The organism is Parabacteroides sp. CH2-D42-20, from assembly GCF_003670185.1.
GTDB classification, from domain to species: domain Bacteria; phylum Bacteroidota; class Bacteroidia; order Bacteroidales; family Tannerellaceae; genus Parabacteroides; species Parabacteroides distasonis.
Window position 1 is genome coordinate 119,114 of the sequence record NZ_RAYG01000010.1, and the last position, 26,852, is coordinate 145,965.

Consider the following 26,852-nt stretch of genomic DNA (forward strand, 5'->3'; position numbering starts at 1 on the left):
AGAAATCAATGGAAACTCAAAATCAATATCCTCAAAAAGATTATTCCGAGATGATTAGCTTAGCCCATCAAGTAATTGATCTGCCGGTAAGAAAGGCGCAGATGTTATTGAAGGATCTGGATTTATGTACGATCACTTATACGTGGAATGACGTAAGTCAGATTACATTGGAAGTCCTATTCAAGACCTCCACGCTCACTTGCCTTTTTAATCAAAACGACATTTGTGAAGCTGTATATCTATTCTTAACTGATAATAAGGATCTAATGAAATATATAAGCCACTGCGTTAAGACCTATACATATGATTTCCTTTTGGATGGCTGGACCACGGATAAATGCCACATTTCAATATGCCGTTCCGAAAATCAAGGGTGTTTTTTATTAATATTACCGCTAAAAAAGAAATTATGAATAAGGCATATCCGTGTTGCATATCCTTGGTTGTCTTGTGTAATAATAATAAAACCAAGAATAGTCTGCGAATAATTTCCATACGATTTCTTTTCTAACCGAATTCCAGCGATCCGAATTATCGCTTATATCATCAATTATGTCATTACGCCTTGTCGTGTCTGTTCTGGCATTCAATATATCATCTACTGTATATTCGGACTGGGCGATTATTCTCCAAAAACGTCTGATTTGACAAAAAGAATAAGTCATTAAATTTAAGGCACGCTCATCTAGATAGCGGACATATTTTTCGTCGCAATCGATATTTCCTTTTGAATCGTATCGAATTAGATCCTCCACATTCTCCTTGTAAAATAACGGAGCAACAAATCTATCTTCCCTATAATTGTTGCAGCAATGGTGGGGAGTAATTATATCTAAGTTATTCAATGTTCTTCCATCGCAAGAAGCCACCAGATTATCATAGGCTACAAAATGTGGAAAGGGAGGTGGTTTAAGTTGTTTCTTTTTGTCTTCCAATACTCCATGAACAAAGACTTTGATGTGTTTCTTGTCAAATTTGAAATAGTCAGAATATCTTGCTTTGTCTCTTTCAAAATCAGATTCGGAAATATGATTTGGAATAATATGTTCAAGAGTTACATTCCTTTCACTGCCATCTATTTCCGACTGCCTGAGCGTGCGCATACAATAACAGCAATATCCTTCTTGTTCTTTTACAAGAATATTCTCCAATTCCGATACATCCAAATCTTCGTAAGTCAAATTATAATATTCTCCATCTATCCACTGATTTTGGATAAGCTTGAGGATGATAGTAAGAGCTTCTTTCCTTATTTTGGGATTATTTTTGTTTATGTGCCGCATAGCTTTTATCCCTCCTGAACACTTTGTTCCAATTCTGTTTTCAATTGTTCAAATCGCTCAGAAGATACCAGAGATCGTAATGTTTCTAATACCAGTGTCTGTGAGGTCTTTTTTCCTCTGCGGGCAAGACGGATGTACTTTTCTTTCAAAGAATTAAGATAACTGTTGCGTGGCTCCGTACCCATAACTTCCGACAATGTGTAGTTATAGTCCATACCATAGATATCAGGTAAAACATAGTGTTTATAATTAGCGGCATTACGTTCCATCTGTATCACAATATTATTCTCATCTTGACGAAAATTACTTATTACCAATGGAGAATGGGTTGCGATAATAAACTGGATGTGTGGAAAAGTTTTCTTTAGTCTTTGCAATACATCTTGTTCTAAACTTGGATGCAAATGTAAGTCCACTTCATCTATGATAACTAACCCCTCTGGCTCACCCGTACTTCCATTCAATATATACGAACGATAGGCTATATCAAAGATTATAGAAAATAATCTTTCATAACCAGCAGGCAACTCATCCCAACGCCGGATTACCCCATCCTCAAAAATGCATTTGATAAAGAACTCATCGATCCCGTCAATAACCAAATCCACTACTTTAATATCATCTGATCGATCTGATAGCTCTTCATAACAGTTGTCAGTGAACAGCCTTATATATTTTGTTACATAATCTATCTCTGATTTAAGAGTCTTCACCTGTTGCGTGATAGAAGTTACGGCAGATGATTTCTCCTTTTTTAATTTTTCCAATGAACGGGTAAAACTCATCAATAGATTATTGGCTTTAATAAATCTTTTTTGCCAAATTTCCGTACATGAAGTGAAGTCATTCCATTGATAATATCCCCAGTTTTGAGCGAAAATGTCATCTTTCTCCAGATATTCTTTTACGGTTTTCCCCATCTTTGTGTTAATATGCGGATAACGGTCGGAATAATATGATAACACAGGAAGCTTACCCGTTTCCTTGAATTTTTTCATGAAAGCTATGTAAGCGTCTTTGTATAAGGAACTTTGTACATAGGAGTTTGTCTTGCTCATTTTACAAAATTTCCAATTCAACTCAATTCCTTGAAATAAAGCGAGACCATGTAATGTTACATTGTCTGCCACTTCCATTCTCTCATTGTGATAAATTTCTCGAAGTTGGATATTGGCTACCCCAAGTTCAGAGATACCATTGGCTAATGAAGAAAATCCCCAACTTTTTTCACTGCTATTGAATATAAAGCTTAGTGAGTCACATATCGCTTTAAGCAAAGAAGATTTACCAGTACCGTTTTTGCCAATAAGTACTGTTACTTCTTTCGCAAAATCAAAACCGGTCTCCTTATAACAATGATACCCGTTTATATCAAGATGCCTTAAAATCATGTTATTGAATATTTTACAATATGCAAATATAGTGTTTTTTCATGAAAGGCATAAATATATTGTGAGATAATTAGTCTTTCCAACTGGCTACAATTTGTAGTTGTTTCGCTACTTCTCTTTTTCAAACGAACTTTTTGTGTGTTCCAATGACGATGGTTTTCAGTCATCAAAAAGAAAGGCGCGGTAAATCAAGTTTACAGCGCCTTCCATTTATTTAGGGTTATGAGCTTTATTAAGGCTCCGCGATCATCTCTTTAGCGATTATCTCGGCCTCGGCTTTATCGGCGTCCTTTTGGATGTTCGGCAATTCAAGGCCGTAGCCTTTGATCCGGTCCTCACGTTTCAACATCAAGGCGATGAAGAGGGCGAGTACACCGAAGCAGGTGAAGACTGCCATCGGTATCGTATAGTCGTAAGCCGGTTTGCCCGTACCATTGTCTATTTTGCAATACGTATCCAATATCCAGCCGATTAATAAGGGAACCATACTCAGACCGATATTCTGTACCCAGAAAATCAAGGCATAAGCCGTGCCTAATTGCTTCTCCGGGATAATCTTCGGAACAGATGGCCACATCGCCGATGGAACCAAGGAGAAAGCGATACCCAATACGATCATCACGATTGTCGCGAACCACCACTGATTCAAGATCGGAAGCGTGAATAATAAATGCACGCCGATCAACATCAAGGCACCATAGATCATGATCGTCGCCCCTTTACCCTTGCGGTCGTATAAGTTACCGAAGAACGGAGTCAGAAGAATCGTGCCGAAAGGTAAGATAGCCGGGATGTTTCCCGCCAACTCCGGATCTACGTTATATTTATTGACCATCAAGTCCGTAGCGTATTTCAAGAAGGGGAATACGGCCGAATAGAATAATACGCAAAGCAGAGCGATCAACCAGAAACCCTTATTGGTAACGATCAATAAGATATCTTTCAAACGGAAAGGCTCTTCCTCCTCGGCTTGCTCGATAGCGTCCATCGAAGCGTCCAGCTTGCGATCCATCACGCAAAATACGAGGAAGGCGATCAAACCGATACACAACATGCAAAGACAAAGCAAGATAGGAGCGGAGATGCTACCGAAGTACTTGGCGGCGGGAACCGTGATAGATAAAGCCAAGGCCGTACCCAAACGAGCCGTAGCCATCTCCAAGCCCATAGCCAACGCCATCTCTTTTCCCTTGAACCACCGTACGATAATCTTAGATACCGTGATACCGGCGGTCTCCACGCCGACACCGAAGATTGCGTATCCGAGGGCGGCCACCATCACTTGCGCTTTCCATCCGAAAAGCTCTCCTTCCATCGTAAACGCGTCCGAGATGGCGTAATATTTAATGGAACAACCGATAATCATCAAGATACAGGAAGCGACACCCGTGAAACGGACACCCATCTTATCCAGAACGATACCACCAATAATCAACATGAAGAGAAATACGTTGAACCAGCCGTAAGCGCTGGTGAACCAACCATATTCCGTACTCGTCCAGCTTAGCTGTTCTTCCAACATCGGTTTAAGCGGAGCCATTACATCCGTAAGGAAGTATCCGCAAAGCATCGTGAATGCCGCCAAAGCGAGTACACTCCAGCGTGCGACTTTCGAGTCACTTAGTTTCTGATGAATTTTTTCTATCATGATATTTGTTTTATAGAGTTATATTATTTGTATTCGTCTTCTTTCATGAACAAGGGGAGAGCGTCCGCTACGATAAAGGTGCTTCCGCCGATAAAGATCAAGTCATCCTTATCGGCACTTTTTAACGCTTTCTCGACCGCCTCTTTCACCGTTTCGCAAAGGACTCCGGGCAGTCCCTTCCGCATGGCTTTCATGGCGAAATCCTTTACGGGCATCGCTCTCTCCACGGAGGCTTGCGTGAAGAAATAAGAAGCATCTGGTGGCATCAAGGATAATACGCCGTCGATATCCTTGTCGTTCACCATACCGACGATCATATAAATTTCGCGGAAACGGCTTCTCATGGCATTCAGGTGTTCCGCTATGTGTTTCCATCCACCCACGTTGTGCCCGGTGTCGCAAATGACGGTCGGTTTTGTCCGCAAGGTTTGCCAGCGGCCCATTAAACCCGTCAGTTGGGTCACGTGCCCGAACCCTTCATGGACGGCCTCGGGCAGGATGTCAACGCCGCACTTCTCGCGGAGCAGGTGCAGGGCGGAGAACACCGTGATGGCGTTGGCTTGTTGTACCTCTCCGGCAAGCTCGCCGATCACCTCGCCGTATTCTACGGAGGGGAACTTCCAGTGTACCATCGACAACCCTCCGGTCCCCTCCAGCATTCCCATGCTCAAGGCGTAGTGGAAGGGTGCTCCTGCCTTTCTCGCCTCGTTCTGGAAGAGGTCGAAAACGGAGCGTTTCTCAGCCTCCCCCAGAAGGACGGGTACGCCTTTTTTGATAATGCCGGCTTTCTCCGCCGCTATCTTCTCCTCCGTATTTCCCAAGAATTGCGTATGATCCAGACTGATATTCGTGATGATACTCAAGATCGGAGTGATAATGTTCGTACTGTCCAAACGACCGCCAAGCCCGACCTCGATAACCGCGTAATCTACCTGCTGGTCGCGGAAATACTCAAAAGCCATACTGGACGTCAGCTCGAAGAAAGAAGGATGGAGAGGCTCGAAGAAAGAACGATGACGCTCGACGAAATCGACCACGTAATCTTGGGAGATCTTTTTCCCGTTCACCCGGATGCGTTCCCGGAAGTCCACTAAGTGGGGAGAGGTATAAAGCCCGACCTTGAAACCGGATTGCCGGAGAATGGCCGCCAATAGATGGCTGACCGAGCCTTTGCCGTTTGTCCCGGCTACATGGATGGTCTTATAGGCTTTATGGGGATTTCCCAGATAATCATCTAGGGCGATACTTGTACCAAGACCGGGTTTGTAAGCGGAAGCTCCGCTGTGTTGGAAGACCGGGATGCTGGTATATAGATAGTGTAGCGTTTCCTCGTATGTCATGTTTTTGTAAATTAGATGCTACAAATGTAGTTAAATTTATTTATACCTTTGCGACTCGTTTATAAAAAGGAGAGAAAAAGAAAATGGAAACACGGCGTATAACCTATACGCCTCAAGGAGGCGTTTGTTCTAAGTTGATGGTGATCGATGCGAAGGAGGACGTGATCGAGAATGTGCAGATTGTAGGAGGTTGCCACGGTAACAGGCAAGGCATGTGCGCCTTATTGAAAGGTATGCGCATCGAAGACGCTATCGGCCGTTTGTCTGGCATCGATTGTCATGGAAGGGGAACTTCATGCCCGGACCAGATGGCACAGGCATTGAAGCAATTCAATCGATGATCAGCTTATATCCGATTCCCCGGATATTCAAAATCTTGATAGACTCGTCTTTCGATAACTTATGACGTAGCTTGGTGATAAAGACATGCAGGCTGCGTGCGTTGAAGAAAGAATCATCTCCCCAAAGGTCTATCAAGATCTCTTTCATCGGTAATACTTGGTCCTTATTGTCGCAAAGGCGCTTCAATATCTCGGATTCCCGGTTGCTGAGGAGTTGTTTCTCTCCCCGGTAGACCAATGTCTGCGTGATGGAATCGAACGTATAAAGCCCGATACGGAAAGAGGTGGCTTCCGGTCTTTGGACGGACACCTTATGCAGTAACGCCTTGATGCGTACGATCAATTCCGCCATGCCGAAAGGCTTTTTCAGGTAATCGTTGCCGCCTGTCTCGAAGCCCTCTACCACGTCGTTGGCCGCGGAACGGGCCGATAGGAATAGGACAGGGGTGTGCGTATCCGTCTTACGGATCAATTTGACCATCGTGAAACCATCCATCTTGGGCATCATGATATCCGCTACGATAATGTCCGGGTTGATCTCCGCATAACGGGAGAGGCCCTCCTCGCCATTCGCCGCTAGGGTGATATCGAACTCGTTCCCATCCAGCGTATCCTTGATGATCATGGCCAATGTAGGCTCGTCTTCTACTAGTAGTACTTTTATCTTTTCCATATTTGATACTTGATTTTCGGATTATTATTTAAAATGCAGGGTAAAGGTGGAGCCTTTGCCGGGGACGCTTTCCACACGGGCTGTTCCTCCATGTTTACCCATCATGTCTTTTACGTAATATAATCCTAGGCCATAACCTTTTACGTTGTGGATATTCCCGCTGGGAACCCGGAAGAACTTGTCGAATATCTGCCGCTGGTTGGCTTCGCTGATACCCGGGCCGTTATCGGTTATGGAGATTGTCGTTTCGTGATCGTCTTGCCGGGCTGTCGCTTCGATGCGGCAAGGTTCCTTGTCGGCGTATTTGATTGCGTTATCGATAAGGTTGCTCAACATATTATATAGGTGGGTACGATCGGCCACCAATTCTATATCCTCGGGGATGGAGCAAGTAAACTCCACGGGTTTGCTCGCTTTCAGTTTGTATTGCTCGATGAGGGAGTTCACCAACTCGTTTAATGAGATGGTTTCGGGGCGCAAGCGGAAGGTACTGCGGTTCTCTACGGCGAGTGTCAAGATTTGTTCCACCAATCCGGTAAGATGGATAAGTTGGTCTTTAACGATCGTCAGGTATTTCTTCTGTTTCTCGTTGACGGGATCGCTAAAGTTCAATAATGCGTCTACGGCGGCATAGCTGACGCTGATCGGGGTTTTCAGCTCATGCGTCATATTGTTGGTGAAATCGGTCTTCAATTCTTCCACGGTCTTTTGCTTTAAGATGGTGCGGAGTAAGTATATGAAAGCGCAAATGATCAGCAAAAGTAATAGGAAGGAGGAGATCAGGATGCCTTTCATCTGGGTGAGTATCACGCTGGCCGGCGATTTGAGGAACAGGCGATATTGTAACGTGCTCTCGTTATGGAGCGGGTAATCGAAATGCACGGGGTTTTTCCACGTAGTGAATCGTTCCGGCTTGTCCAGATGCATCCAACCCTTCTCGTCCCCGTTGTTTGGTTTATAAATCGTTACCAGCTCATGTTCCGTTACGATATTTCTTGCCTCCAGTTCCGAGGTTAATAATTTGTTGTAGGTCTTGAAATCAATTGGTTTTATAGAATCTATATTCGCGTGCATCGCTTGCTGCACCATGTCCTCCACCTCGCCGATTACATATAGGTAATCCGTTAGGGTAGAGTCTATCGAGCTAAAGTCCTCCTCATCCCCGTAATCGATATGTAGTTTCATATGTGAGTCGGGATTTGCCGTCTTGAAGATATCTTCCCGGTTAAGGTCAGGATCTTCTTTCTGCGGATGGATCGAAGCTTTTGCGTCCATCTTCTGCTTATTAGACGGATCTAGCTCTGAGCTGAAGTACACATCTTGGGTTTGAGGTCCCAGCGCTCCCTGTTCTTTTTTGATAGATCGGATGCGCAGGAACAACTCCTTATAGTCGGCGATCTTCATCGCTTCCTCTATATTGATCTCCATCTGTTTATATAATGTATCATATAAACCTTTCAGCCAGTATCCTTGGAAAACCAAAAGCCCGGCCAGCGATAGGACGATCAACAAAGCGATTAACTTAAAACGAAGTCTGATGTTCATGAAGTCTCTTTATGCTTATAATCGAATTGATCGCTAAAAATAGACAATTTTATTACATGAACTTTTAATACGCAAGATAAACTTTATGCGGGCGCTTGTAAATATTTACTAAGGATGCCCATCAACGCCCCAATATCAATCGGTTTAGCCAAATGATAATTCATGCCCGCTTTGATAGCGTTTGTCACGTCTTCGGAAAAAGCGTTGGCGGTCATGGCTATAATTGGCATGTGTGCGATATCCCTTCGTTGGAGGGAACGAATCTGCCGGGTCGCCTCATAACCGTCCATGATAGGCATCTGGATATCCATCAGTATTATCTGGTAAAATCCTTCTTCCGATTGGGCGACTTTATGTACGGCGTCGAGCCCATTTATCGCCGTATCGATAGTGATACCGGTGCTGCCGATGATCTCTACGGCGATCTCACGATTTAACTCGTTATCCTCCACCAGCAAGATGCGCTTGCCGGAATAATCGACGTTTGATAACTTGAATGGGCGGATCGGTTCCGGCTGGTCTCCTTCGTCAAGGAAAGATCTCAATACTTGGAGTAGCTTGGACTTATAGAGAGGCTTGGTGATGAATCCATTGGCCTTAACCTCCTTAGCCTCTGCCTCATATTCCTCAAGATCGTATGCGGAGAGAATGATGATCGGTACGTCCGCTCCCACGAAACGTCTGGAAACTCAAATATTGTAAAAGGAAATATGGAACATATTATCCCCAAAAATAGTTAGCCAAGACTAAATAAGATCCTTTACACCCATAAACTTGAATGGTTGCGCCGGCTTAAAGTCTTTTGAAGCGTTGCCATGATAGGTCTCACCGTTGGCGATGGATAGTTTAAGTACCGGTGCACCCTCCGATAAGTCCATGTCTCTCAGTCGTACCCAGAAAGTGTTCGGGGTCAGGCTCGACTCAAAGAAATAAATCAGGTTCTTGCTTTCGGATACTGTTCTCCATTGCGTGGTGGATATCTCCGGACTCTCGGGAGTCGATATGCCATAAGGGACAGAGGCGTTACGGATCACGCTGAATACACAGGCGATAGCTATCTTCTCATCGTCCGTCTTAGGTACGGCATCTATATAAAAACTAGCTCTGGCAAAACGGTCGGATGCACGGTTGGTACCCGGAAGGAAACTCAGCCCTCCGATCGATTTCCAATATTCACAAAGAGCCAACTGTTTATTATAAGTAGGGGAGTTAGTCATCACCTTGTATTCCTTACTGTGATAAACGGTCAGTTTACCTCCTATGTATTCGAAGATAGCGCAATCACCGGTTGCGTCGGAAATCGATAAATGTAAGGTCGCCAAGCGGGAACCGTCCGGCATCTTATCCGATACTACTTGAAACGTATCTTCGTTGATAAAAGAGACCGCTTCTTCCACCGTAGCGAAATTATCCAACATATATTGTACCCATATCGTTATGGCAAGGCCCGGCTTATTCTTATCTCTGGCCGGATATTGGGCTTCGGGTAACCAGAGCAAATTAGCTACCAAACCTTTCTCGTTCATTCCGTCCGTACTGGCTATCTCGAAAGCGGAGGTGATGATGCTGCCGTATTTGGATTTCCACTTTAAAGAATCCTTTCCTGTCTCCCCGTTTCTCTCCATCCCCCTAGGAAACACCCATAGGTTACTATGCATATCGGTCTTCCAGTCCATCGTGCGACCAGTCGCTACCATCCCGTTTGTTCCCGAATAAACTACTCTTGTACACATGATTTTCAACTTTTAATAGGTTATCTTCAAATATTTGATTGATATATCAACAGTTAGAACCTCTTAATGTTCAGTTTACGTTTTCGCGTCAAAGAGTACGGCGGCCTTGAAACCTTTTTCCTGCAATTCCCTTAGGTGAGATTTAGCACAAAGGATACCACTCGTACTACTTTTCCGAAGGTGTTTTCTAGATTACCTTGTTCCTCTTTGTTGGGGTTGATAAATGGCGATAAGACTAAATAACATTCCTGATAAGACAAGGTAAGACTTCGTAAGTGAGTGGTAACATAGTTTCTTTTAAGAATACGTTTCTTTTGTATGAACGAAAAATGATAAAAACAAACCGATATGAAACGTACTATTTACTACATGATTTTATGCTTGCTGATGAGTCTCGGTGAGATGATGGCACAAGGTATTTCCGGGAAGGTGATGGATGGCAAGGAACAGCCGGTAGATGGAGTGGCGGTGATTTTACAGACCCTCGACTCTGTATATGTGGATGCCGTGGTTACCGATACGCTTGGGGATTTTCGATTGAATCATCCGCTAGACCAGTCGTATCGACTTATTTTCCAACACATCTTATATAATATGGTAGAGAAAGAGATAACTACCGCCAACGTAGGTACGGTGGTGCTGGAGGAGAAAGATTATCAGTTGGCCGAGATTACCGTAAAGGGAGAACGCCCGCAAGTGAAACTGGAGGGAGGCAAGCTGACGTATGATGTCCCTCAACTGATGAAGGATAAGACTGCCACGAACGCTTTTGAGATCATCAAGGACTTACCGGGGCTTATCGAGCGGAATGATAATCTGGAACTGGTAGGGGTCAGTCGTTTGAATATAATCTTGAATGGGCAGTTGACGACAATGTCGGCAGATCAATTAATCCAGTTACTGAAAACTATGCCGGCCTCAAGGGTCGAAAAGGCTGAGGTGATGTATAACGCTCCAGCTAAATATAATGTCAAGGGGGCGTTACTCAATGTCGTATTGAGTAAGAATGAGTCCGAGATTCCTTCTTGGCAAGGTGAAACGGGTGTGGATTACACCCAATATCGCCATGCGGGGGGAGATGCGCATGTGAATTTACTTTATACGAATAAGGGCTTTAGCATAGATTTCCTGTTGAATGGTAATAAGAGACGGGATGTGATGGGGGAGGATATGTTGGCCCGCCATACATTAAATAGTGGTATGACGGAAATAAGCCAACATAATCGGGCCCTTGTCCATGTAAATAGAGGAACGGTTCGTCTGGGAATGGATTATACGTTCGCGAATGAGGATAAACTCTCTTTGGCATATTATCTGAAGGGAGATAAAGTCTTATCGGACCGTGATGCCTTTACCTCATATCTGGATCTGTCGAAGCCGGAAAATAAAAGTGAGAGTACGAGCTTGGTCCGTGATGACGGGCACTCCGCTATTCATAATATACGTTTACAATATGACGGACATGCCGGGATATCGGCAGGAGCGGATTTCACCCGTTATCATTCGCCCTCGGTACTTGATTACCAGGATACGAATACGAATGGTTCCCGGACTGATATGATAAATAATACGAGACAGGATGTATCCCGCTGGTCCGTATTCCTAAATAAGACACATAGTTTCGCTTCCGGGTGGGGATTGAATTACGGCGTGCATGGAGGTTACGCTTCGTCGAAAAACTATTCGGAGTATTTATATGATCAAGGTGCTGGCTATGAGATGGACGAGGAAGCGTTGGAGGATAATACACAAAAGGAATACATCGCTGATATTTTCGCCGAGGTATCGAAAAGCTTCGGAGAGCGTTTCTCTGCTACGGTCGGGCTGAAAGGGGAGTATTTTAAGTCTGACTACGCCTCTAGCCGGGAAAATATGAACCTATGGAATGAGGGGGCGTTGTTTCCCACCGTATCCCTGAGCTATACGTTTTCTCCCCGACATATTTTACAGTTCGATATAAGTAGCGATAAGACCTATCCCGGTTATTGGCAAGTCTCCCCGCAAGTAACGCCTCTAAACTCTTACTCGGAGGTGGCGGGAAATCCCTTGTTGAAACCTTATCGCACGTATGAGGGGCAGATGGTCTATATCTTCCGCCAAAAGTATATGCTGGTAGCGTTCTGTGAATACACGCCGGATTATTTCGTCCAACTTCCTTATCAAAGCGATACGGAACTGAAGACCGTTTTTCGTTTCGAGAATATGGATTATAGTCTGGAAGCGGGATTGGCGGTGATCATTCCTTTTAATGTGGGTCGTTTTTGGAATAGCCGCATCACACTGCGAGGTTGGAGGATGCAAGAGAAGAATGATAACTTCCACGGCATCTCATATAACCGTGAGGCTTATCTCGGGTTAGCGCATATGAGTAACACATTTAACCTATGTGATAAACCGAATTTAAAAATGACGATAGACGGCCAATACGTGACTCCCGGTGCCATCCAAGGTATATACGACTTGGGTTCCATGTATGAGATATCCGCTGGATTAAAATGGACTTTCTTGAATGACCGTGCCAGCTTGACACTTAAAGGAGACGATATTTTCGCCAGCAGCATTCCACGTACCATCAAGATAAACCAAGGCAATCAATGGAGCCGGATGAGGAAATTGAATGATGAGAGATGTCTGAAATTATCTTTTGTCTGGAAGTTTGGTGGTTACAAGGAGAGGGAACATGATTCGATAGACACATCCCGTTTCGGAAAATAATAGATGCCTTGTAGTTTCATCCTAATGAACTCTTTGTTTCAATAGGATGAAACTGGATGCTCTTCTAAAGGAAATCCTATATTGCTTTCGTACTCGCTTCTATCTGTTCCATTAGCAGGGTGATATTGCTCATGAATAGCTTGACGGAGATCGCCAGCAGGATGATACCGAAGAATTTACGGATCAGGTATATGCCGCCTTTCCCCAAGACTTTCTCTACCTTGCGTGTCATGCGGACAACAAAGTAGACCCATAGCATATTCAGTACCAAGGCTACGATAATATTCACGCTGGCATATTCCGCACGGAGCGACAACAAAGTGGTGAATGATCCTGCTCCGGCTAGCAACGGGAATACCAGCGGCACCAACGTAGCCTCCTTGATTGGCCCTTGATTCTTGAAAATCTCTATGTCGAGAATCATCTCTAAAGATAGGAGGAAGATCACGAAAGCGCCGGCCACGGCAAACGACTCGATGTCCACATGGAAAAGCCTGAGTAATATATCCCCGGCGTAGAAGAACCCTAATAACAATAGAAAGGAGATTAGGGTTGCCTTCAACGCATTGACATCCTTGCCTTTATCCTTTAGGTCTATGATGATGGGAATAGCTCCGATTATATCGATAACAGCGAATAATACGATGAATGCGCTAAGTATTTGTTGGAAATTGAAATTTGTGAACATGACGTTATCCTCCTCTATTTTTTAATCCTCGTAAAGATACATATTTTTCCTTGAATTGGTCAATATGACGAAATTATTGGTGTGTGTAACTAATTTTAGCAGGCCTGAACTATCAACGTGTCAGAATTGTTCTTATATTAGAAGCAATAATCATTAAATCGAAAGGCCATGGGAGCAAAGAAGAATTTTGTGTTGGACACGAATGTCATATTACATGACTATAAGTGCATCGAGAACTTTCAGGAAAATGATATCTATCTACCCATTGTGGTATTAGAAGAGTTGGACAAGTTCAAGAAGGGGAGTGAGCAGATCAATTATAATGCCCGTGAGTTTGTTCGGGAGCTAGACTTATTGACCAGTAATGACCTGTTCTTGAAAGGCGCCTCACTAGGACCGGGAAAAGGTACACTCTATATCGTGACCGGTGATAAGTACCAGGAGAAAATAGCGCATTCTTTTCCGGATAAAACGCCAGATCACCGTATTTTGTCTTGTGCGTTGACGATCGCCGAGAAGAATCCGAAGATCAAGACAACCTTGGTCAGCAAGGATGTGAACCTTCGTATGAAGGCTCGTTCTTTGGGTATTCCCGTTGAGGATTATATCACGGATAAGGTCGTGAATGTAGATATTTTCGAGCGTGCGCAAGAGACCTATGAGAATATAGACCCCGATTTGATCGACAAGATCTACAGCTCTCCGGAAGGCGTGGACGCAGATTCGTTGGATATCAAGTCTAAGCTCGACCCGAACGAATGCTTTATCTTGAAAAGCGTACGTAATAGTGTATTGGCTCGCTACAATCCGTTTACGGATAAGATCAAGAAGGTGGATAAAGGCACGAACTTTGGTATCCAGCCCCGTAATGCCGAGCAGAGTTTCGCTTTCGAGGTGTTGAACGATCCGAATATCAAGCTGGTGGGGCTGACCGGAAAGGCCGGTACCGGAAAGACGTTGTTGGCGTTGGCCTCTGCCTTGAAACAAGCCGGCACGTATAAACAGATACTTTTGGCCCGTCCGATCGTCGCTTTGGCGAATAAGGATCTCGGTTTCCTTCCGGGTGACGAGAAGCAAAAGGTCGCTCCTTATATGCAACCTCTATTCGATAACCTGAACGTGATCAAGACTCAGTTTGCCCCGGGTAATCCCGATGTCCGTAAGATCGACGATATGCAGAAGAACAACCAGTTGGTGATCGAGGCGTTGGCCTTTATCCGGGGTCGTAGCTTGTCCGAGACTTATTGTATCATCGATGAGGCCCAGAACCTCACGCCGCATGAGATCAAGACGATTATCACCCGTGCGGGAGAGGGAACGAAGATGGTCTTCACGGGAGATATCCAACAGATTGACTCCCCATATCTAGACGCCCAAAGTAATGGCTTGGCCTATATGATCGACAAGATGAAAGGACAGGACTTGTTCGCCCATATCAACTTGATAAAAGGCGAGCGAAGCGAGTTATCTGAGTTAGCGTCAGATCTTTTGTAATTAAATATAGGGAATTGAAGATTGAAAATAAACGCTTATGTGAAGCTTGATTTTTAATCTTCAATTCTTAATGATTAGTCATTTACACTCGGGCAGACATAAATCTTCCGGAAACTACCTTTATAGGAAGGGTCTCCCATATCTTTGATCTCATTCAGATGTTGTTTAAGATGGGCGGTTTCGCCGTGCTTTTGTAATTCCCCGTCGTTTTTCCAAGTCTCGGCGATAAAGAATTCGGTGCTATCGGTGAGGGACTGGTACATGCCGTAGTCGATACATCCCGGTTCTAGCAACGTGCTTTCCTTGCATTTCAAGAATGATTCCTTTAAGGCGGAGACACATTCGGGTTTTACTTTCCGTTTGATATTCAGTACGACTTCCATGGATTCTTTATTGCTTCCTCCATTCGTGCAACCGGATAGAGCGATTAATACGCAGGCCATTGAGATAAACACTTTCTTCATGATAGATTGTTTTTAAGTATTTGATACGACAAAAGTAGTGAATTTTTGATCTAAACACAGGAATCGAACATCTGATATTAAATTATTGTTGTTAGTGGAAGTTGGAATGGATATATTTGTGATAATATTAATAGCTATTTATGTTAAATTTAAAACAAGAGTCATGAGAAAGAGTTTGTTGTATGTATTTGCCGTGATTTGCACGATGGGTTTTTTTACGGCATGTGGTGATGATGACGATTCAAGTTCTTCCGGTAACTGGCAAGATCTGTCGAAAACGTACGAGGGTAAGAGCGTTAATCTGGTAATGGGTGAAGTGACAATCCCTGTTGACGGTAAATCGGTCGTGATTGCCGCTTCCTCTGCGGAGAAGGCATCCGTAACCTTGAACAATATCATCCCCGAAAATAAGTCGGTCGCTATCGATGCCGCGTTGAAGGAAGCGGATGGCACTTATACGTTTACCGGCGAGAGTACGGTTGGCGATTGCGTGGTATCAGTAAATGGTACGGTGAAAGAGGGCGTAGCTTCTGTTGTTTATACTCGTAAATTAACTTCTTCTATCGTAGGTAATTGGAGCTTGAAAGCGGGCGTGGAAGCTATCTATGCGAATATCGTTACCGGAAATTCTACGATCGATGATCTCGTGCGTATGATAAAGCCAGCTATCAGTAACTTGATTTGGGGCAAAGTAAGCGCTGTAAATGTTAACTTACCGGAAGATGGAATCTTCGATGTTTCTTGGAGACCTATGGGGGCTTCTGAGGATAAAGGAATCGGTGAGATCACAAAAATGGCAAGTATCCAATATTGTGTGGTAGACGGGAAATTTATGGTGGCTGTGGATAAAAATTATGTGACAGTCTTGACTACTTTATTACAACAGGCTGCTGGTGACAAATTGGAGGCCGCTGGTATCTCTATTGACGAGATCATGAAGCTTTTGGTTGATTTAGGAGGTTATTATGGTCTACCTCTTAACATGAAGGTGGATGGAAGTGAGGCTACTTTTTATGCGGATAAGGATTTAATCGTACCGGTTTTGACCATGATAGCTCCTATCTTGAAACCGATGGTTCCGGAGAATTATCAGCAAATGGTAGATATGGTATTGCAACTACTTCCGAACGCAAAAACGTTAGAGTTTGGACTTAATTTCACGAAATAATTGAAAATCCTAGGTTGTAGAGACGGAGTACACCCGTCTCTACAACTGGATGAAATTTGGCAGAGTTATACCAATATAGGAGTTAATCAATTACCTTGGTGCTTTCTGATATAAGAATATCGCTATAAATGTATAAACTATATTCGGTATCCAAGCTGCTACGGCAGGACTCACATAACCATTAATAGCGAAGGTGGAAGTAACCGTCATAAACAGGATGTAAGAAAAACTCAACGCCAATCCGATACCAATATTCATACCCATACCTCCCTTTATTTTCCGGGAAGACAACGACGCTCCGATAGAAGTCAAGATAAACGCCGCCATGATCGTGGCGAAGCGCTTATGATACTCGATCTGGAAGGTCTGTATATTCCCGATACCTCTTTTTTTCTGCCGGTTGATATACGTATTCAGCTCGGGCGTTGTCATCGTCTCGCAATCATTCACGGAAATCAGGAAGTCCGAGGGCACGATGGTCAAGGTCGTATCCTTACGGGAGCCTTCGGTGATATGTTCCCGCATGCCATCAAAATCACGGATCATATAATCGATAACGGTCCATTGATAAAGCGAGTCGTATTTGATTGACTTGGCGGTCAGACGGGAGATCAATTTCTTATCCTCGAAATGCTCCAGAGAGAAACGGTATCCCATGTTCGAGCGAGCGTCATAGCTATCGAAATAAGCGATAATACCCGGCTCGATCTCCAATTGGGCGTTCTTTACGTAGTCCACCTTCTTGTTGCGGATATACTTGTTCTGGAAATCGATACGAGTCTCATTCGCCGGGGGAATGATGTAAGCGTTCAGGATAAACGTCACGATAGCGATAATCGTAGCCGAGACCGCGTAAGGAAGCATTAACCTACGGAAACTCATACCGCTGGCAAGCATCGCTATGATCTCCGAACGATCCGCTAGCTTCGACGTGAAGAAGATCACGGCGATAAATGTGAACAACGGACTGAACAAATTGGCGAAGTAGGGGATAAAGTTCAAGTAATAATCCACGATGATCGCCTTCAAGGGGACATCCGGATTCAAGAACTTATCGATCTTCTCGTTTATATCGAAAACGACGGAGATAGAGATAATCAAGGCGATAGCGAACACGTACGTGCCCAGAAACTGCTTGATGATATACCAATCGATCCGTTTTAGTTTAAATTTCATCTGTCTCGTTTTTTATAACCGGTTCGCTAATTGACGGACCATACCACTTTTCCATGTAGTAAAATCGCCAGCGATGATATGTGCCCTCGCTTCTTTCACCAACCATAGGTAGAAAGCGAGGTTATGGATAGAAGCGATCTGTAAGCCAAGCATTTCTTTCGCCTTGATCAAGTGGTGCAGATAAGCCTTGCTATATAAGGTATCCACGTAGGAATGTCCGTCCGGATCGACTGGCGAGAAATCGTTCTCCCATTTCTTGTTACGCATATTGATAGTACCGAAGCGGGTGAAGAGTTGGCCGTTGCGTCCGTTACGGGTCGGCATGATGCAGTCGAACATATCGATGCCTCGTTCGATCCCTTCCAGCAGATTGATCGGGGTTCCTACGCCCATCAAGTAACGAGGCTTATCTTTCGGCAAGATCTCGTTCACGACCTCGATCATCTCGTACATCTTATCGGTAGGCTCACCAACGGCCAATCCCCCGATAGCGTTTCCATCGGCGCCTTTTCGGGCCACGTTCTCCGCCGCCCTCTGCCGCAAGTCCGTATAGACGCATCCCTGTACGATCGGGAAGAGACTTTGCCGGTAGCCGTATTTCGGCTCCGTGCTGTTGAAGCGGGCGAAACAACGATCCAGCCAACGCTCGGTCAGGCCCAGTGATTGCTTGGCGTAATTGTAGTCGGCATCTCCCGGGCAACACTCATCGAAGGCCATGATGATATCCGCACCGATAGAGCGTTCGATATCCATCACCTTCTCCGGCGTGAACATATGCTTGGAGCCGTCGAGATGCGAGCGGAACTCGGCTCCCTCTTCATGCAGCTTACGATTGTCGGAAAGGGAGAATACCTGAAACCCCCCGCTATCGGTCAATATCGGGCGATCCCATGTATTAAACTTATGCAAGCCTCCGGCCTGCTCCAAGATCTGGATACCGGGACGAAGATACAGATGGTACGTATTCCCCAAGATGATTTGTGCTTTGGTATCTTCCTTTAGCTCGGTCATATGTACACCCTTTACCGTACCTTGCGTACCCACGGGCATAAAAATAGGCGTCTCGATTACCCCGTGATCGGTGGTAATCAAGCCCGCCCTAGCGTTCGATTTCGTATCGTTATACTGTAATTCAAATGTCATGTATCAAAAATTTGTGACAAAGGTAGCATTTTTCTCTTAGAATCCGAAGTCATCTATTTCTACCTTTTTCACCTCTTCCTCTTTGGGCTTCTCCACGAACTTGTGAACCTCGTTCGCCTTAATGATGATCGCTCTCATCGGGCGTACGGGACAGATCGATTCGCAGCCGCCACAACCGATGCAAAGATCCGGGTTTACTTGCGGGATGGTAAGCGTGCCCTCGTAAGGAACCATATGCACGGCTTGGGTAGGGCAGTGCTCCGAGCAGGCCCCGCAGTCCGTCCCCTCCGTCTTTACGATACAGCGGTTGATGAAGAAGGTGGCGATGCCCACTTGCGTAGTAGCTTTCTCTTCCTTAGTAAGCGGTTTTATAGCGTGCGTGGGGCAAACCTCCGAGCAGACCGTGCATTCGTAGTTGCAATAACTGTCGATGTAAGCGATACGGGGTTTCAACATATAATCAAAGCCGTACTCCAGTCCCGTGGGACGTAGTACATGACTCGGGCATTGAGTCACGCAAATCTGGCATCCGGTACATACATCCTTGAAACGCTCTAAGCTGATCGCTCCCGGCGGTACGATAGGGGGCCATTTCTTGCCGTGCTTACCTTGCCCGTGCTGCCCTTTGCCATGCCCTTTTTCCATTCCTTGGGCAATGGTGGATACGATCGGGAGGGAGGCCGCGGCGGTAGCCCCTGCCGAGAGAAATGTACGGCGGCTGTTCGGAGCGGTAGCCTGTTGGATCACGTCCGTTTGTATGCGAGCTGTTTCGGCTTCTTTCTTGAAGGAAGGCTTGAAACGATATTGCAATCCTCCTTTAGCGCACGAGGACACGCAGTTGAAGCAATTTACGCAACGGGAGGTATCTACGGTGAGGTTCTTGCTGTCGATCGCCTCCGCCTTACAAGTATGCTCGCAATTACCACAATGCGTACAGGCTTCTTTGTCAAAGGAGATCCGGAAAAACGAATACCGGGAGATCAGGCTCAACAGCGTTCCTACCGGGCAAAGCGTATTGCAGAACAACCTTCCCCGGAATACGACCATGATGATGAATACGAGTAGCGCAACCAAAGCGGATATCACGCCGAATACCGTCACGTTGCTAATCGTGACGTGATAAAGCGTATAGTTATCCATCCGTGCCAATCCGTCGGCCAGCAGGTTATTGACCCACATGACGACCGGACGGAACAGGTTGTTCGCTATACGGCCGAAGTTACTGTACGGATCTAGCAACGTACATAATTCGATCATCCCGAAAACAGCCAGTACGAATGTAAGCCCGAGAATAGAGTACCGTAAGATATTTATGGGCTTATGATAGCTGAACCTGCGTACTCCTTTCTTTTTCTTCTTTCCGATACAGAAAACCCGGTTGATAATATCTTGCAATACGCCCGCCGGGCAAATAACCGAGCAATAGATCCGGCCGAACAATAAAGCCAATACGAATTGGAAGACTACCAACCCCGCCATTCCCCCTAAAATAGCGGGCATGATCTGGAGATGCAACAACGTGTGCAGGTTGTCCGGCAATACATCGGCGAAATCAACGAAGAATAAAAGTATGGGTACGAAAATGAGGATCGCGAGTACGACCCGCAATCCTTTTAAGTAATTAGGCTTCTTCATCCTCGATTATATCTTAATACGTTTGATCGTGACATTATCCAGATTCGTTGTACCCAGCTTTAAAGCCTCGCCTTTACCGATATGACCTACGGCGGCCATATCCAGCTTCTTCACTTGGTTGAACAGGCGAAGGGCGGCGGTGTCTATAGCGACGATATTGGTGGAGGCGATCAAGGATTTCAAGGTAGCCACATCGGCCGCGCTCTTTCCTTGCGGGCCGTTTTGGTGCATGATGCGATAAGCGTCCACGATGTTCAATACCGGTTTCTTTTGCCAAGTGCAAATATCGGCGATACATTGTTGCAAATCATTTTGATGGAAGAAACGGCGATCCCATACGATTCCCATATAGTTCTTCATGGCGCAAGTCATCTTCGCCCCACCATGGTTCTTCAATACGGGGACGTTGATCCATGCGTCCGCCTCGATCAGGGCCTCATGGATCTTGGCGCTTTTCAGGTTCACGCCACCCGGAATGGATACTTCCTTAAAATATTTCTCATCGTTGGCAGGCATGATGATACCTCCGGCCTCTTTTACGGCCTCGGCGATCCCGCTCGTCTCATAGCATTTCTGCCAGTTATCGCAGGTGTGGTCGAATACGGTCACTTTAGAGGCGCCGGCCTCCAAGCATTTCTTGACCAAGGCTTTCACTAATTTGGGGTTCGTATTACCGGCCAATTCAGGAGAGCGGTCCCAACCGATATTCGGCTTGATTACGATCTTTTGTCCTTTCTTTACGAAGTTTCCGATACCGCCAAGGGCTTCCAAGGCTTTATCTAGCATCACCTCCGGCTCTCCACCCATAACGGCTACCATATCGGGAGCCTTCTCTACGGCTACGGTGTTCGTGGAAAGGGCCGCTTGCAGACCTTCAAAATTTAAGGATAGAGCCGCGCTAGCGATGACACTGGTCTTTAAAAAATCACGACGTTTCATAATTGTATACTATATTGGTTTATACTTGATTTACGGTACGGTCTTTTTTTACTCGCTTGTTATTCCGAACAAAGATAATGATTATTTTGATATGCGAGTCAACTCCTTTTACAAAGTAGAACTGCTTTTTACTGCAACCCGGGTTGCAGTGATCTTGCGTAATAAGATAAATTCTTGTCGGAAGGCATATCGGTTCTGATAATATTTTTCTACCTTGCGAGGCAAAAAACAGATTGTATGGTTTTATATTGTAGAGTATCATTGAACGCTTTTGTCGAAAGCTTTCGGACTACCTCGGGGCCTGATTCCTTTTTCACGCTTCCGGCGAAGGGGTTGATGCATATCGTGCCGCAAGAGGAGATCGAGTATGGGCTTTCCTTGCTTAGGGAGTCTATCGGCTTGTATGAGGAACGCAAAGGGATACCTGTGGAAAAGAGCAAGAAAGCGATGCCCTTTTTCAGACAGGACAGCCGGATGCTGGTGGGGCCGGAGATAGGCATGTACGTGATCCCTTTGTATGAGGAACCCGGTGAGCCGGCCCAGTCTGCCGAGCCTTCTCTGGTCCTTGAGCTGGACTATCAGTCGTTGGGCGAGCTTTGCCTGTTCGAGAATTATTCCCTGTTGTCCTGCAAGTATGAGAAGGAGCCTATCTTGAACCATTTTACGGCACAATTGGAAAAGGAATACGATACCTTCTTTTTTGATGAGGAGCACACGGGCTTTACGCCTGATTCCCGCTTTTTCTCGATGCTGTGTAACGCCTGTCTGGAGGTGAAGCAGCCTTCCTCGGTGGGGGATAAGGAATGGCGGTTGGCCTCGCTGCAAGCTACGGATGAGGTGCTCTATCGTTATGAGCATGGAAACTTGATCCCATACGTTCCGATATCGATGCCGGTAGACTGCCTGAAACGGGTTTATCTGGAAGATTTCCGGCGACAGCCCTTATTATTCGGGACTTTGAACGGTTTCTTGAAAAGCAAGGGACTTCCCGCCGAACAATTACTAAACTTATCATAAGGAATGAAGACAGTATCAAATCAAGAACTAACGATCCGTGTCTCCGAACATGGAGCGGAGTTGAGTAGTATCGTAGCGAACGCTACGGGAAAGGAGTATCTCTGGCAAGCGGACCCCGCTTTCTGGAAACGTCATTCCCCGGTATTGTTCCCGATCGTCGGGAGCGTATGGAAGGCCGAGTATCGGAACGAGGGAACCGTGTATCCGCTGTCGCAGCACGGCTTTGCACGGGATATGGATTTTACGTTGATCGATGAGGCGGAGAACGAGTTGCGTTTCGCGCTGGAAAGTACCCCGGACACGCTGAGAGCCTATCCGTTCCCTTTCCTTCTGGAGATCGGGTATCGTTTGGAGGGCAATAAGGTGGAGGTGCTTTGGCGTGTGAAGAATACGGGAGATAAGACGATGCATTTCCAGATCGGCGCTCATCCGGCTTTCCTGTACCCGAATTATGAGGTGGATCAACCGGATCGAGGGTATTTCGCTTTCGATGTGAAAAAAGATCTCGTATACCGTGCGCTGGTGGAGAAAGGGTGCGTAGGGGACGTGGTTCGTCCGGTACCTTTGGATGCGGACGGCTTGCTGCCGTTGAATATCCATACGTTCGATATCGATACGTTTATCTTGGAGGACAGCCAGATTAAGCGGGTGGACTTATTGGATGTGGAGAAACGTCCGTACCTTTCGCTCACCTTTACGGCTCCGGTGGTAGGCTTATGGTCTCCGCCTACGAAAAACGCTCCGTTTGTCTGTATCGAACCTTGGTATGGGCGTTGCGACCGGGTGGATTATACGGGTGAGTATAAAGACCGGGATTGGGCATGGCATTTGGAACCGGGAGAGGTCTTCGATGCCTCCTATACGATAGAGATAGCGGGGGCTTGATCGCTTCGTTGATATTAGCCGTAGGCAGACGACGCTGATTATATCGTGATCGTCTGCCTATGTTTTGTTTTAGATGTTGGCTATTTTATTTAATAGCTCCATCTTCCCGAATAAGATCAGTAGATCATCAGCCTCGATCACCAATTCCTCGCTGATGCGGCTGATAACCTTGTATTCTGTTTGTGTGAGTCCGATCAGGTTCTTTTTCTCGTAAGGACGTTCGATCGCTACCAGATGGATGCCGAAATTCTCCTCGAAATCAATATTTTTGATCGTTTGCCCGACAAGAGTGGCCGGTGTCTTGATCTTATAGAGATGTTCCGTATCGGTTACTTTATACCAATGCCTGAACAGGCCGCCTAAAGACGCTTGGGAGGTATACATCGTAGAGAAATCCTCTTCCGGTGTGATAATCTCGCTTACCCCGATCGCACGGATCACAGTCTCATGGATCGATGAGATCGCCCGCACGATCAGTTTGCCCGCATCCAGACTCTTCAATAAAGCGACGGTCTGAACGGAAGTCCCGAAATCCTTACCGAATGTTACGATAATGGCATCCATCTCGCTCAATGGCAGGGTGCTCAATGCCTCTTTGTCCGTGGAGTCCAAGGCGATCGCCCCCGCTATGTCGTTCTTTAGCATATCGACACGATGCAGATCCATGTCTACGCCGATCACCTCATTGCCGACACATGTCAAGTCCTTCGCTATCGCACGTCCTAAATTCCCTAATCCGATTACTAAATATTTCATGCTATCTTATTTTTACATTAATATATTTTCTTGTGGATATGTATAGTCCTTTTTCGTGTATTCCTTGCAGAAACTTACGAGGAAGGCCAATACCCCGATACGTCCGACCAGCATCGTGCTGATAATGATGATTTTCCCGATAGGGGTGAGGTGAGGGGTATAATCGATACTCAAGCCTACGGTACTCAAGGCGGAAACAACCTCGAACAATAGGGAGAACAGCGGCGCCCCTTTTTCCGTATAGGATAATACCCACGTAGCGATCGCCACCCACATGAAGTACATCATGATGATAGCGAATGCCCGGCGGATAGCGAATGGGGCGATCTCCCGTTTTCTCACTTCCACTTTATCTTTCTCACGTGCGGCGTTCAAGGTCGTAACCAGAGCTACGAAAACGGTGGTCACTTTCAAGCCGCCGCCGGTGGACATAGGGGCGGCTCCGATTACCATAAGGATCAACGTCAGCATTAAGGTCGGAGGGGCCAATGTAGCCATATCCGCTACGTTGAATCCTGCCGTTCTAGGCGTGACGGCGCCTAAGAACGCATTTGCCAGTTTCCCCCGCAGGGGAAGGTCGCCCAAGGTATTGTCATACTCGAAAAAGAGGTAGAAAGCCGTTCCGGTAATTAACAGGATCAAGGTAGATATAACAACAATGTACGTATGTACATTAATAATACGGGGCGTATGGATATAATGCTTTTGCTTACCGATCAATATCTTGATACCATTCATCAGCAAGTGATGCAAGAGTTTCAGGTAATTGAAGACGATCGGGAAGCCCAAGCCTCCGAATATAATCAGCATGGCTATCCAGAAATGGAGGTTGTACTTATCCGCCACTAACGGATCGTACATATTGCCGCTCAAGGTAGAGATCCCTGCGTTACAAAAAGCGGACACGGCATGAAACATTGCGTAGAATAATTCCTGCTGCGTACCTCCCGGCAGGCTTCCCCGTACGTCCATATAAATAAAATAGGCGCCGATCCCCTCGATAAACAAGGTCACGAAAAAAATGTTTAAGATGACCCGGAACAACCCTCCCGTCCGATCCTCGTTCAACATATCTTTCAGCATCATCTTGCTCGTAAAAGAGGATTTCCCCATAAAGGAGAGGGCGAAGAAAGAGGTAAATGTCATGACCCCGATACCGCCGATCTGTATCAAAATCAGGATGATAATATGTCCGATATGCGTGAAACTGGTGGCTACGTCGACGGTGGTTAGTCCGGTTACGCATACCGAGGTCGTGGAGATAAACAAAGCGTCGATAAACGGAATCCGGTGCGTAGTGGCGTTCGGCAACGATAACAACCCGGCCCCGACCAATATCACGAACACGAAACTGAGCAAGAAAAGCAACGAGGGCTTGATCCGTGTCTGCATCAGCGTGAACGTCTGCCGGGATAAGTGAATCGTGCTAAGCAGCAATAATAAGACATATACGAAGAGAGGTTTCGTAAGGAAAGACAAATAAGGCAAAGAGTGCGCTATGGCATCCTTGAAAAATATCTTGCTGGATAATACGGCGAATAAAAGGAAATAGATGCTGATATCGAGATACAACATTTTCTCCTGTATGATTTCTTGGAACCTCACCACGTACCGGAGTGTTATGCCCGTGAAAAAAGCTAGCAGGATGAATGGGCGGGAGCGCTCTAGGATATGGACGGAATCGGGTGTCTGTACAAAGCCAAATTGGTAGATCAATACGAAGAAAGAGGCTAAGGAGGCGAGTAGGATAATCGCTTCCGCTATCCCGTTCAATAATCCCTTCATTTTACCCCAATAAATCAGCCAAGAGAAGTATATGTTTTTTAGATTCATGTCCGATGTTTTATAAATATAACAAATGTAGGAAATAAAAGTTAGAGGTACGTGAAAGCGCCTTCATTATTTGTTCTCATACTAATTGTTTTACTTACATTATGTGTTGTATAGCATATTGTATGATGTACGATACTGAAATATCAGAAAAATAATCAATTAGGAGATGCAAAAAAGACCTTTTGTAATTGCTTTGTTTAGAAAAATACTTATATTTGCGCAAATCTAATTACTGATATCATGGATACACAAAACGAGAATAGAGAGATGCTTTCCCCCTATGTTTCCGTAGACTGCGTTCTTCTCGGCATCAATGATGACAAGCTCACCGTGCTGTTGGCGGAGCGGAAAAGTGAGGAAGGCGAGTTGATCGGCTATAAATTACCCGGCAGCCTGATCTATGAGAACGAGGATTTAGATGACGCCGCCTATCGGATACTGAATGATTCGACCGGCTTGAAGCGTGTCCAATTGAAACAATTCCGTTGTTTCGGTTCCCCCGCCCGTACCTCGAACCGGTTGGACGTGATGTGGCTGGAGGCGACTTCCAAGGTGAAGATCGGACGGTTGATCACGGTCGCTTATCTCGCCTTGTGCAAAAATAGCAGGAAGACGTGTCCGGCCGATAAATCCGACTCGATCCGTTGGTGCCCTATCGACGATCTTCCTCGCTTGCCATTCGATCATAAAGAGATTATCGAGGCTGCCATACAGGAGATCCGTAATTGGGTAGAGAAGGAGCCCGCCATCATTTTCGACTATATGCCGATGAAGTTCACGGCGTTCCAGCTTAGGCGCACGTACGAGGTGATCTATAACCGTGAGATGGACGTGCGCAATTTTCATAAGAAGATGAATTCCTTGGATTACGTGGTGCCCACGGAGGATATGCAAGATGGGGTCGCCCATCGTGCCGCCCGGTATTATCGGTTTGATAAGGTGAAATATAATCAACAACGTTCGAAGTTTAATAAGATATAAAACC

Annotated in this window: 24 protein-coding genes and 1 pseudogene; 8 read left to right on the forward strand and 17 right to left on the reverse strand. The window is 45.6% G+C overall.

Going from position 1 to position 26,852, the window contains the following annotated elements; all coding sequences use genetic code 11:
* Positions 1–8: 8 nt before the first annotated feature.
* Positions 9–413 carry a hypothetical protein gene (locus D7V92_RS07705; protein ID WP_036612589.1) on the forward strand — a complete coding sequence of 135 codons (405 nt, stop codon included), beginning with the start codon at positions 9–11 and terminating at the stop codon, positions 411–413.
* Here D7V92_RS07705 and D7V92_RS07710 read toward each other — a convergent pair.
* From D7V92_RS07710 to D7V92_RS07725, 4 genes are all read right to left on the reverse strand, one after another.
* Positions 408–1,283 carry a hypothetical protein gene (locus tag D7V92_RS07710; protein ID WP_121772620.1) on the reverse strand — a complete coding sequence of 292 codons (876 nt, stop codon included), beginning with the start codon at positions 1,281–1,283 and terminating at the stop codon, positions 408–410. The two genes, D7V92_RS07705 and D7V92_RS07710, sit on opposite strands and share 6 nt — an antisense overlap.
* Before the next feature lie 5 nt (positions 1,284–1,288).
* Entirely contained in the window at positions 1,289–2,674 is a 1,386-nt protein-coding gene (locus tag D7V92_RS07715; RefSeq protein WP_036612593.1) for an AAA family ATPase, read from the reverse strand.
* A gap of 232 nt (positions 2,675–2,906) precedes the next feature.
* A complete protein-coding gene (locus tag D7V92_RS07720; protein ID WP_005862883.1) occupies positions 2,907–4,322 on the reverse strand; it encodes an MFS transporter in 1,416 nt (471 codons plus the stop codon).
* 23 nt (positions 4,323–4,345) lie between these two features.
* Positions 4,346–5,662, reverse strand: coding sequence for a folylpolyglutamate synthase/dihydrofolate synthase family protein (locus tag D7V92_RS07725; RefSeq protein WP_121772621.1), 1,317 nt, complete (start codon positions 5,660–5,662; stop codon positions 4,346–4,348).
* Positions 5,663–5,745: 83 nt separating this feature from the next.
* Between D7V92_RS07725 and D7V92_RS07730 the strand changes: the two genes are divergently transcribed.
* Positions 5,746–6,003: a TIGR03905 family TSCPD domain-containing protein gene (locus D7V92_RS07730; RefSeq protein WP_121772622.1), complete on the forward strand. Its 258-nt coding sequence runs from the start codon at positions 5,746–5,748 to the stop codon at positions 6,001–6,003.
* Here the strand turns inward: D7V92_RS07730 and D7V92_RS07735 are convergent.
* From D7V92_RS07735 to D7V92_RS22720, 5 genes and pseudogenes are all read right to left on the reverse strand, one after another.
* Positions 5,993–6,676: a response regulator transcription factor gene (locus D7V92_RS07735; RefSeq protein WP_005862877.1), complete on the reverse strand. Its 684-nt coding sequence runs from the start codon at positions 6,674–6,676 to the stop codon at positions 5,993–5,995. The two genes, D7V92_RS07730 and D7V92_RS07735, sit on opposite strands and share 11 nt — an antisense overlap.
* Positions 6,677–6,700: 24 nt before the next feature.
* Positions 6,701–8,221: a sensor histidine kinase KdpD gene (locus tag D7V92_RS07740; RefSeq protein WP_008779740.1), complete on the reverse strand. Its 1,521-nt coding sequence runs from the start codon at positions 8,219–8,221 to the stop codon at positions 6,701–6,703.
* 83 nt (positions 8,222–8,304) lie between these two features.
* On the reverse strand, positions 8,305–8,895 hold the full coding sequence (locus tag D7V92_RS07745) for a response regulator (protein WP_233572816.1): 591 nt from the start codon (positions 8,893–8,895) through the stop codon (positions 8,305–8,307).
* 72 nt (positions 8,896–8,967) lie between these two features.
* Positions 8,968–9,954, reverse strand: a complete 987-nt coding sequence (locus tag D7V92_RS07750) for a linear amide C-N hydrolase (RefSeq protein ID WP_121772623.1) — start codon at positions 9,952–9,954, stop codon at positions 8,968–8,970.
* A gap of 84 nt (positions 9,955–10,038) precedes the next feature.
* Positions 10,039–10,116 (reverse strand): annotated as a pseudogene (locus tag D7V92_RS22720) (cysteine hydrolase); the annotation flags it as partial.
* 186 nt (positions 10,117–10,302) lie between these two features.
* Between D7V92_RS22720 and D7V92_RS07760 the strand changes: the two are divergent.
* Positions 10,303–12,669, forward strand: a complete 2,367-nt coding sequence (locus D7V92_RS07760; RefSeq protein ID WP_121772624.1) for an outer membrane beta-barrel family protein — start codon at positions 10,303–10,305, stop codon at positions 12,667–12,669.
* A 76-nt stretch (positions 12,670–12,745) separates the two neighbouring features.
* Here the strand turns inward: D7V92_RS07760 and D7V92_RS07765 are convergent, their stop codons facing one another.
* A complete protein-coding gene (locus D7V92_RS07765) occupies positions 12,746–13,357 on the reverse strand; it encodes a MarC family protein (protein ID WP_005862832.1) in 612 nt (203 codons plus the stop codon).
* Between the two features lie 168 nt (positions 13,358–13,525).
* Between D7V92_RS07765 and D7V92_RS07770 the strand changes: the two genes are divergently transcribed.
* The gene (locus D7V92_RS07770) at positions 13,526–14,851 is read left to right on the forward strand and encodes a PhoH family protein (protein ID WP_005857480.1); all 1,326 of its coding nucleotides are present in this window, start codon (positions 13,526–13,528) and stop codon (positions 14,849–14,851) included.
* A gap of 74 nt (positions 14,852–14,925) precedes the next feature.
* Here D7V92_RS07770 and D7V92_RS07775 read toward each other — a convergent pair whose 3' ends face one another.
* Positions 14,926–15,315 carry a putative quinol monooxygenase gene (locus D7V92_RS07775; RefSeq protein ID WP_005857478.1) on the reverse strand — a complete coding sequence of 130 codons (390 nt, stop codon included), beginning with the start codon at positions 15,313–15,315 and terminating at the stop codon, positions 14,926–14,928.
* 163 nt (positions 15,316–15,478) lie between these two features.
* On the opposite strand from D7V92_RS07775, the gene D7V92_RS07780 reads away from it, so the two are divergent.
* Complete coding sequence (locus tag D7V92_RS07780; protein ID WP_087344930.1) at positions 15,479–16,483, forward strand: DUF4925 domain-containing protein; 1,005 nt, start codon at positions 15,479–15,481, stop codon at positions 16,481–16,483.
* 90 nt (positions 16,484–16,573) lie between these two features.
* Here D7V92_RS07780 and D7V92_RS07785 read toward each other — a convergent pair whose 3' ends face one another.
* Genes D7V92_RS07785 through D7V92_RS07800 form a run of 4 tightly spaced genes read right to left on the reverse strand, consistent with a single transcriptional unit; the run spans position 16,574 to position 21,376 of the window.
* Entirely contained in the window at positions 16,574–17,659 is a 1,086-nt protein-coding gene (locus D7V92_RS07785; RefSeq protein WP_008772367.1) for an LptF/LptG family permease, read from the reverse strand.
* Between the two features lie 12 nt (positions 17,660–17,671).
* Positions 17,672–18,802: a tRNA guanosine(34) transglycosylase Tgt gene (gene tgt, locus D7V92_RS07790; protein WP_005862826.1), complete on the reverse strand. Its 1,131-nt coding sequence runs from the start codon at positions 18,800–18,802 to the stop codon at positions 17,672–17,674.
* A gap of 36 nt (positions 18,803–18,838) precedes the next feature.
* Complete coding sequence (locus D7V92_RS07795; RefSeq protein WP_121772625.1) at positions 18,839–20,437, reverse strand: 4Fe-4S dicluster domain-containing protein; 1,599 nt, start codon at positions 20,435–20,437, stop codon at positions 18,839–18,841.
* 6 nt (positions 20,438–20,443) lie between these two features.
* Positions 20,444–21,376 carry a DUF362 domain-containing protein gene (locus D7V92_RS07800; protein ID WP_005862822.1) on the reverse strand — a complete coding sequence of 311 codons (933 nt, stop codon included), beginning with the start codon at positions 21,374–21,376 and terminating at the stop codon, positions 20,444–20,446.
* A 237-nt stretch (positions 21,377–21,613) separates the two neighbouring features.
* On the opposite strand from D7V92_RS07800, the gene D7V92_RS07805 reads away from it, so the two are divergent.
* Entirely contained in the window at positions 21,614–22,393 is a 780-nt protein-coding gene (locus D7V92_RS07805) for a hypothetical protein (RefSeq protein ID WP_005862821.1), read from the forward strand.
* 3 nt (positions 22,394–22,396) lie between these two features.
* A complete protein-coding gene (locus tag D7V92_RS07810; RefSeq protein WP_121772626.1) occupies positions 22,397–23,278 on the forward strand; it encodes an aldose 1-epimerase family protein in 882 nt (293 codons plus the stop codon).
* Positions 23,279–23,347: 69 nt separating this feature from the next.
* Here D7V92_RS07810 and D7V92_RS07815 read toward each other — a convergent pair whose 3' ends face one another.
* Together D7V92_RS07815 and D7V92_RS07820 are read right to left on the reverse strand one after the other, a co-directional pair.
* Complete coding sequence (locus D7V92_RS07815) at positions 23,348–24,034, reverse strand: TrkA family potassium uptake protein (RefSeq protein ID WP_121772627.1); 687 nt, start codon at positions 24,032–24,034, stop codon at positions 23,348–23,350.
* A gap of 12 nt (positions 24,035–24,046) precedes the next feature.
* Complete coding sequence (locus D7V92_RS07820; protein ID WP_121772628.1) at positions 24,047–25,867, reverse strand: TrkH family potassium uptake protein; 1,821 nt, start codon at positions 25,865–25,867, stop codon at positions 24,047–24,049.
* A 240-nt stretch (positions 25,868–26,107) separates the two neighbouring features.
* Here D7V92_RS07820 and D7V92_RS07825 point away from each other — a divergent pair, with 240 nt between their 5' ends.
* Positions 26,108–26,848: an NUDIX domain-containing protein gene (locus D7V92_RS07825; RefSeq protein ID WP_005862814.1), complete on the forward strand. Its 741-nt coding sequence runs from the start codon at positions 26,108–26,110 to the stop codon at positions 26,846–26,848.
* The last annotated feature ends 4 nt before the right edge of the window (positions 26,849–26,852 follow it).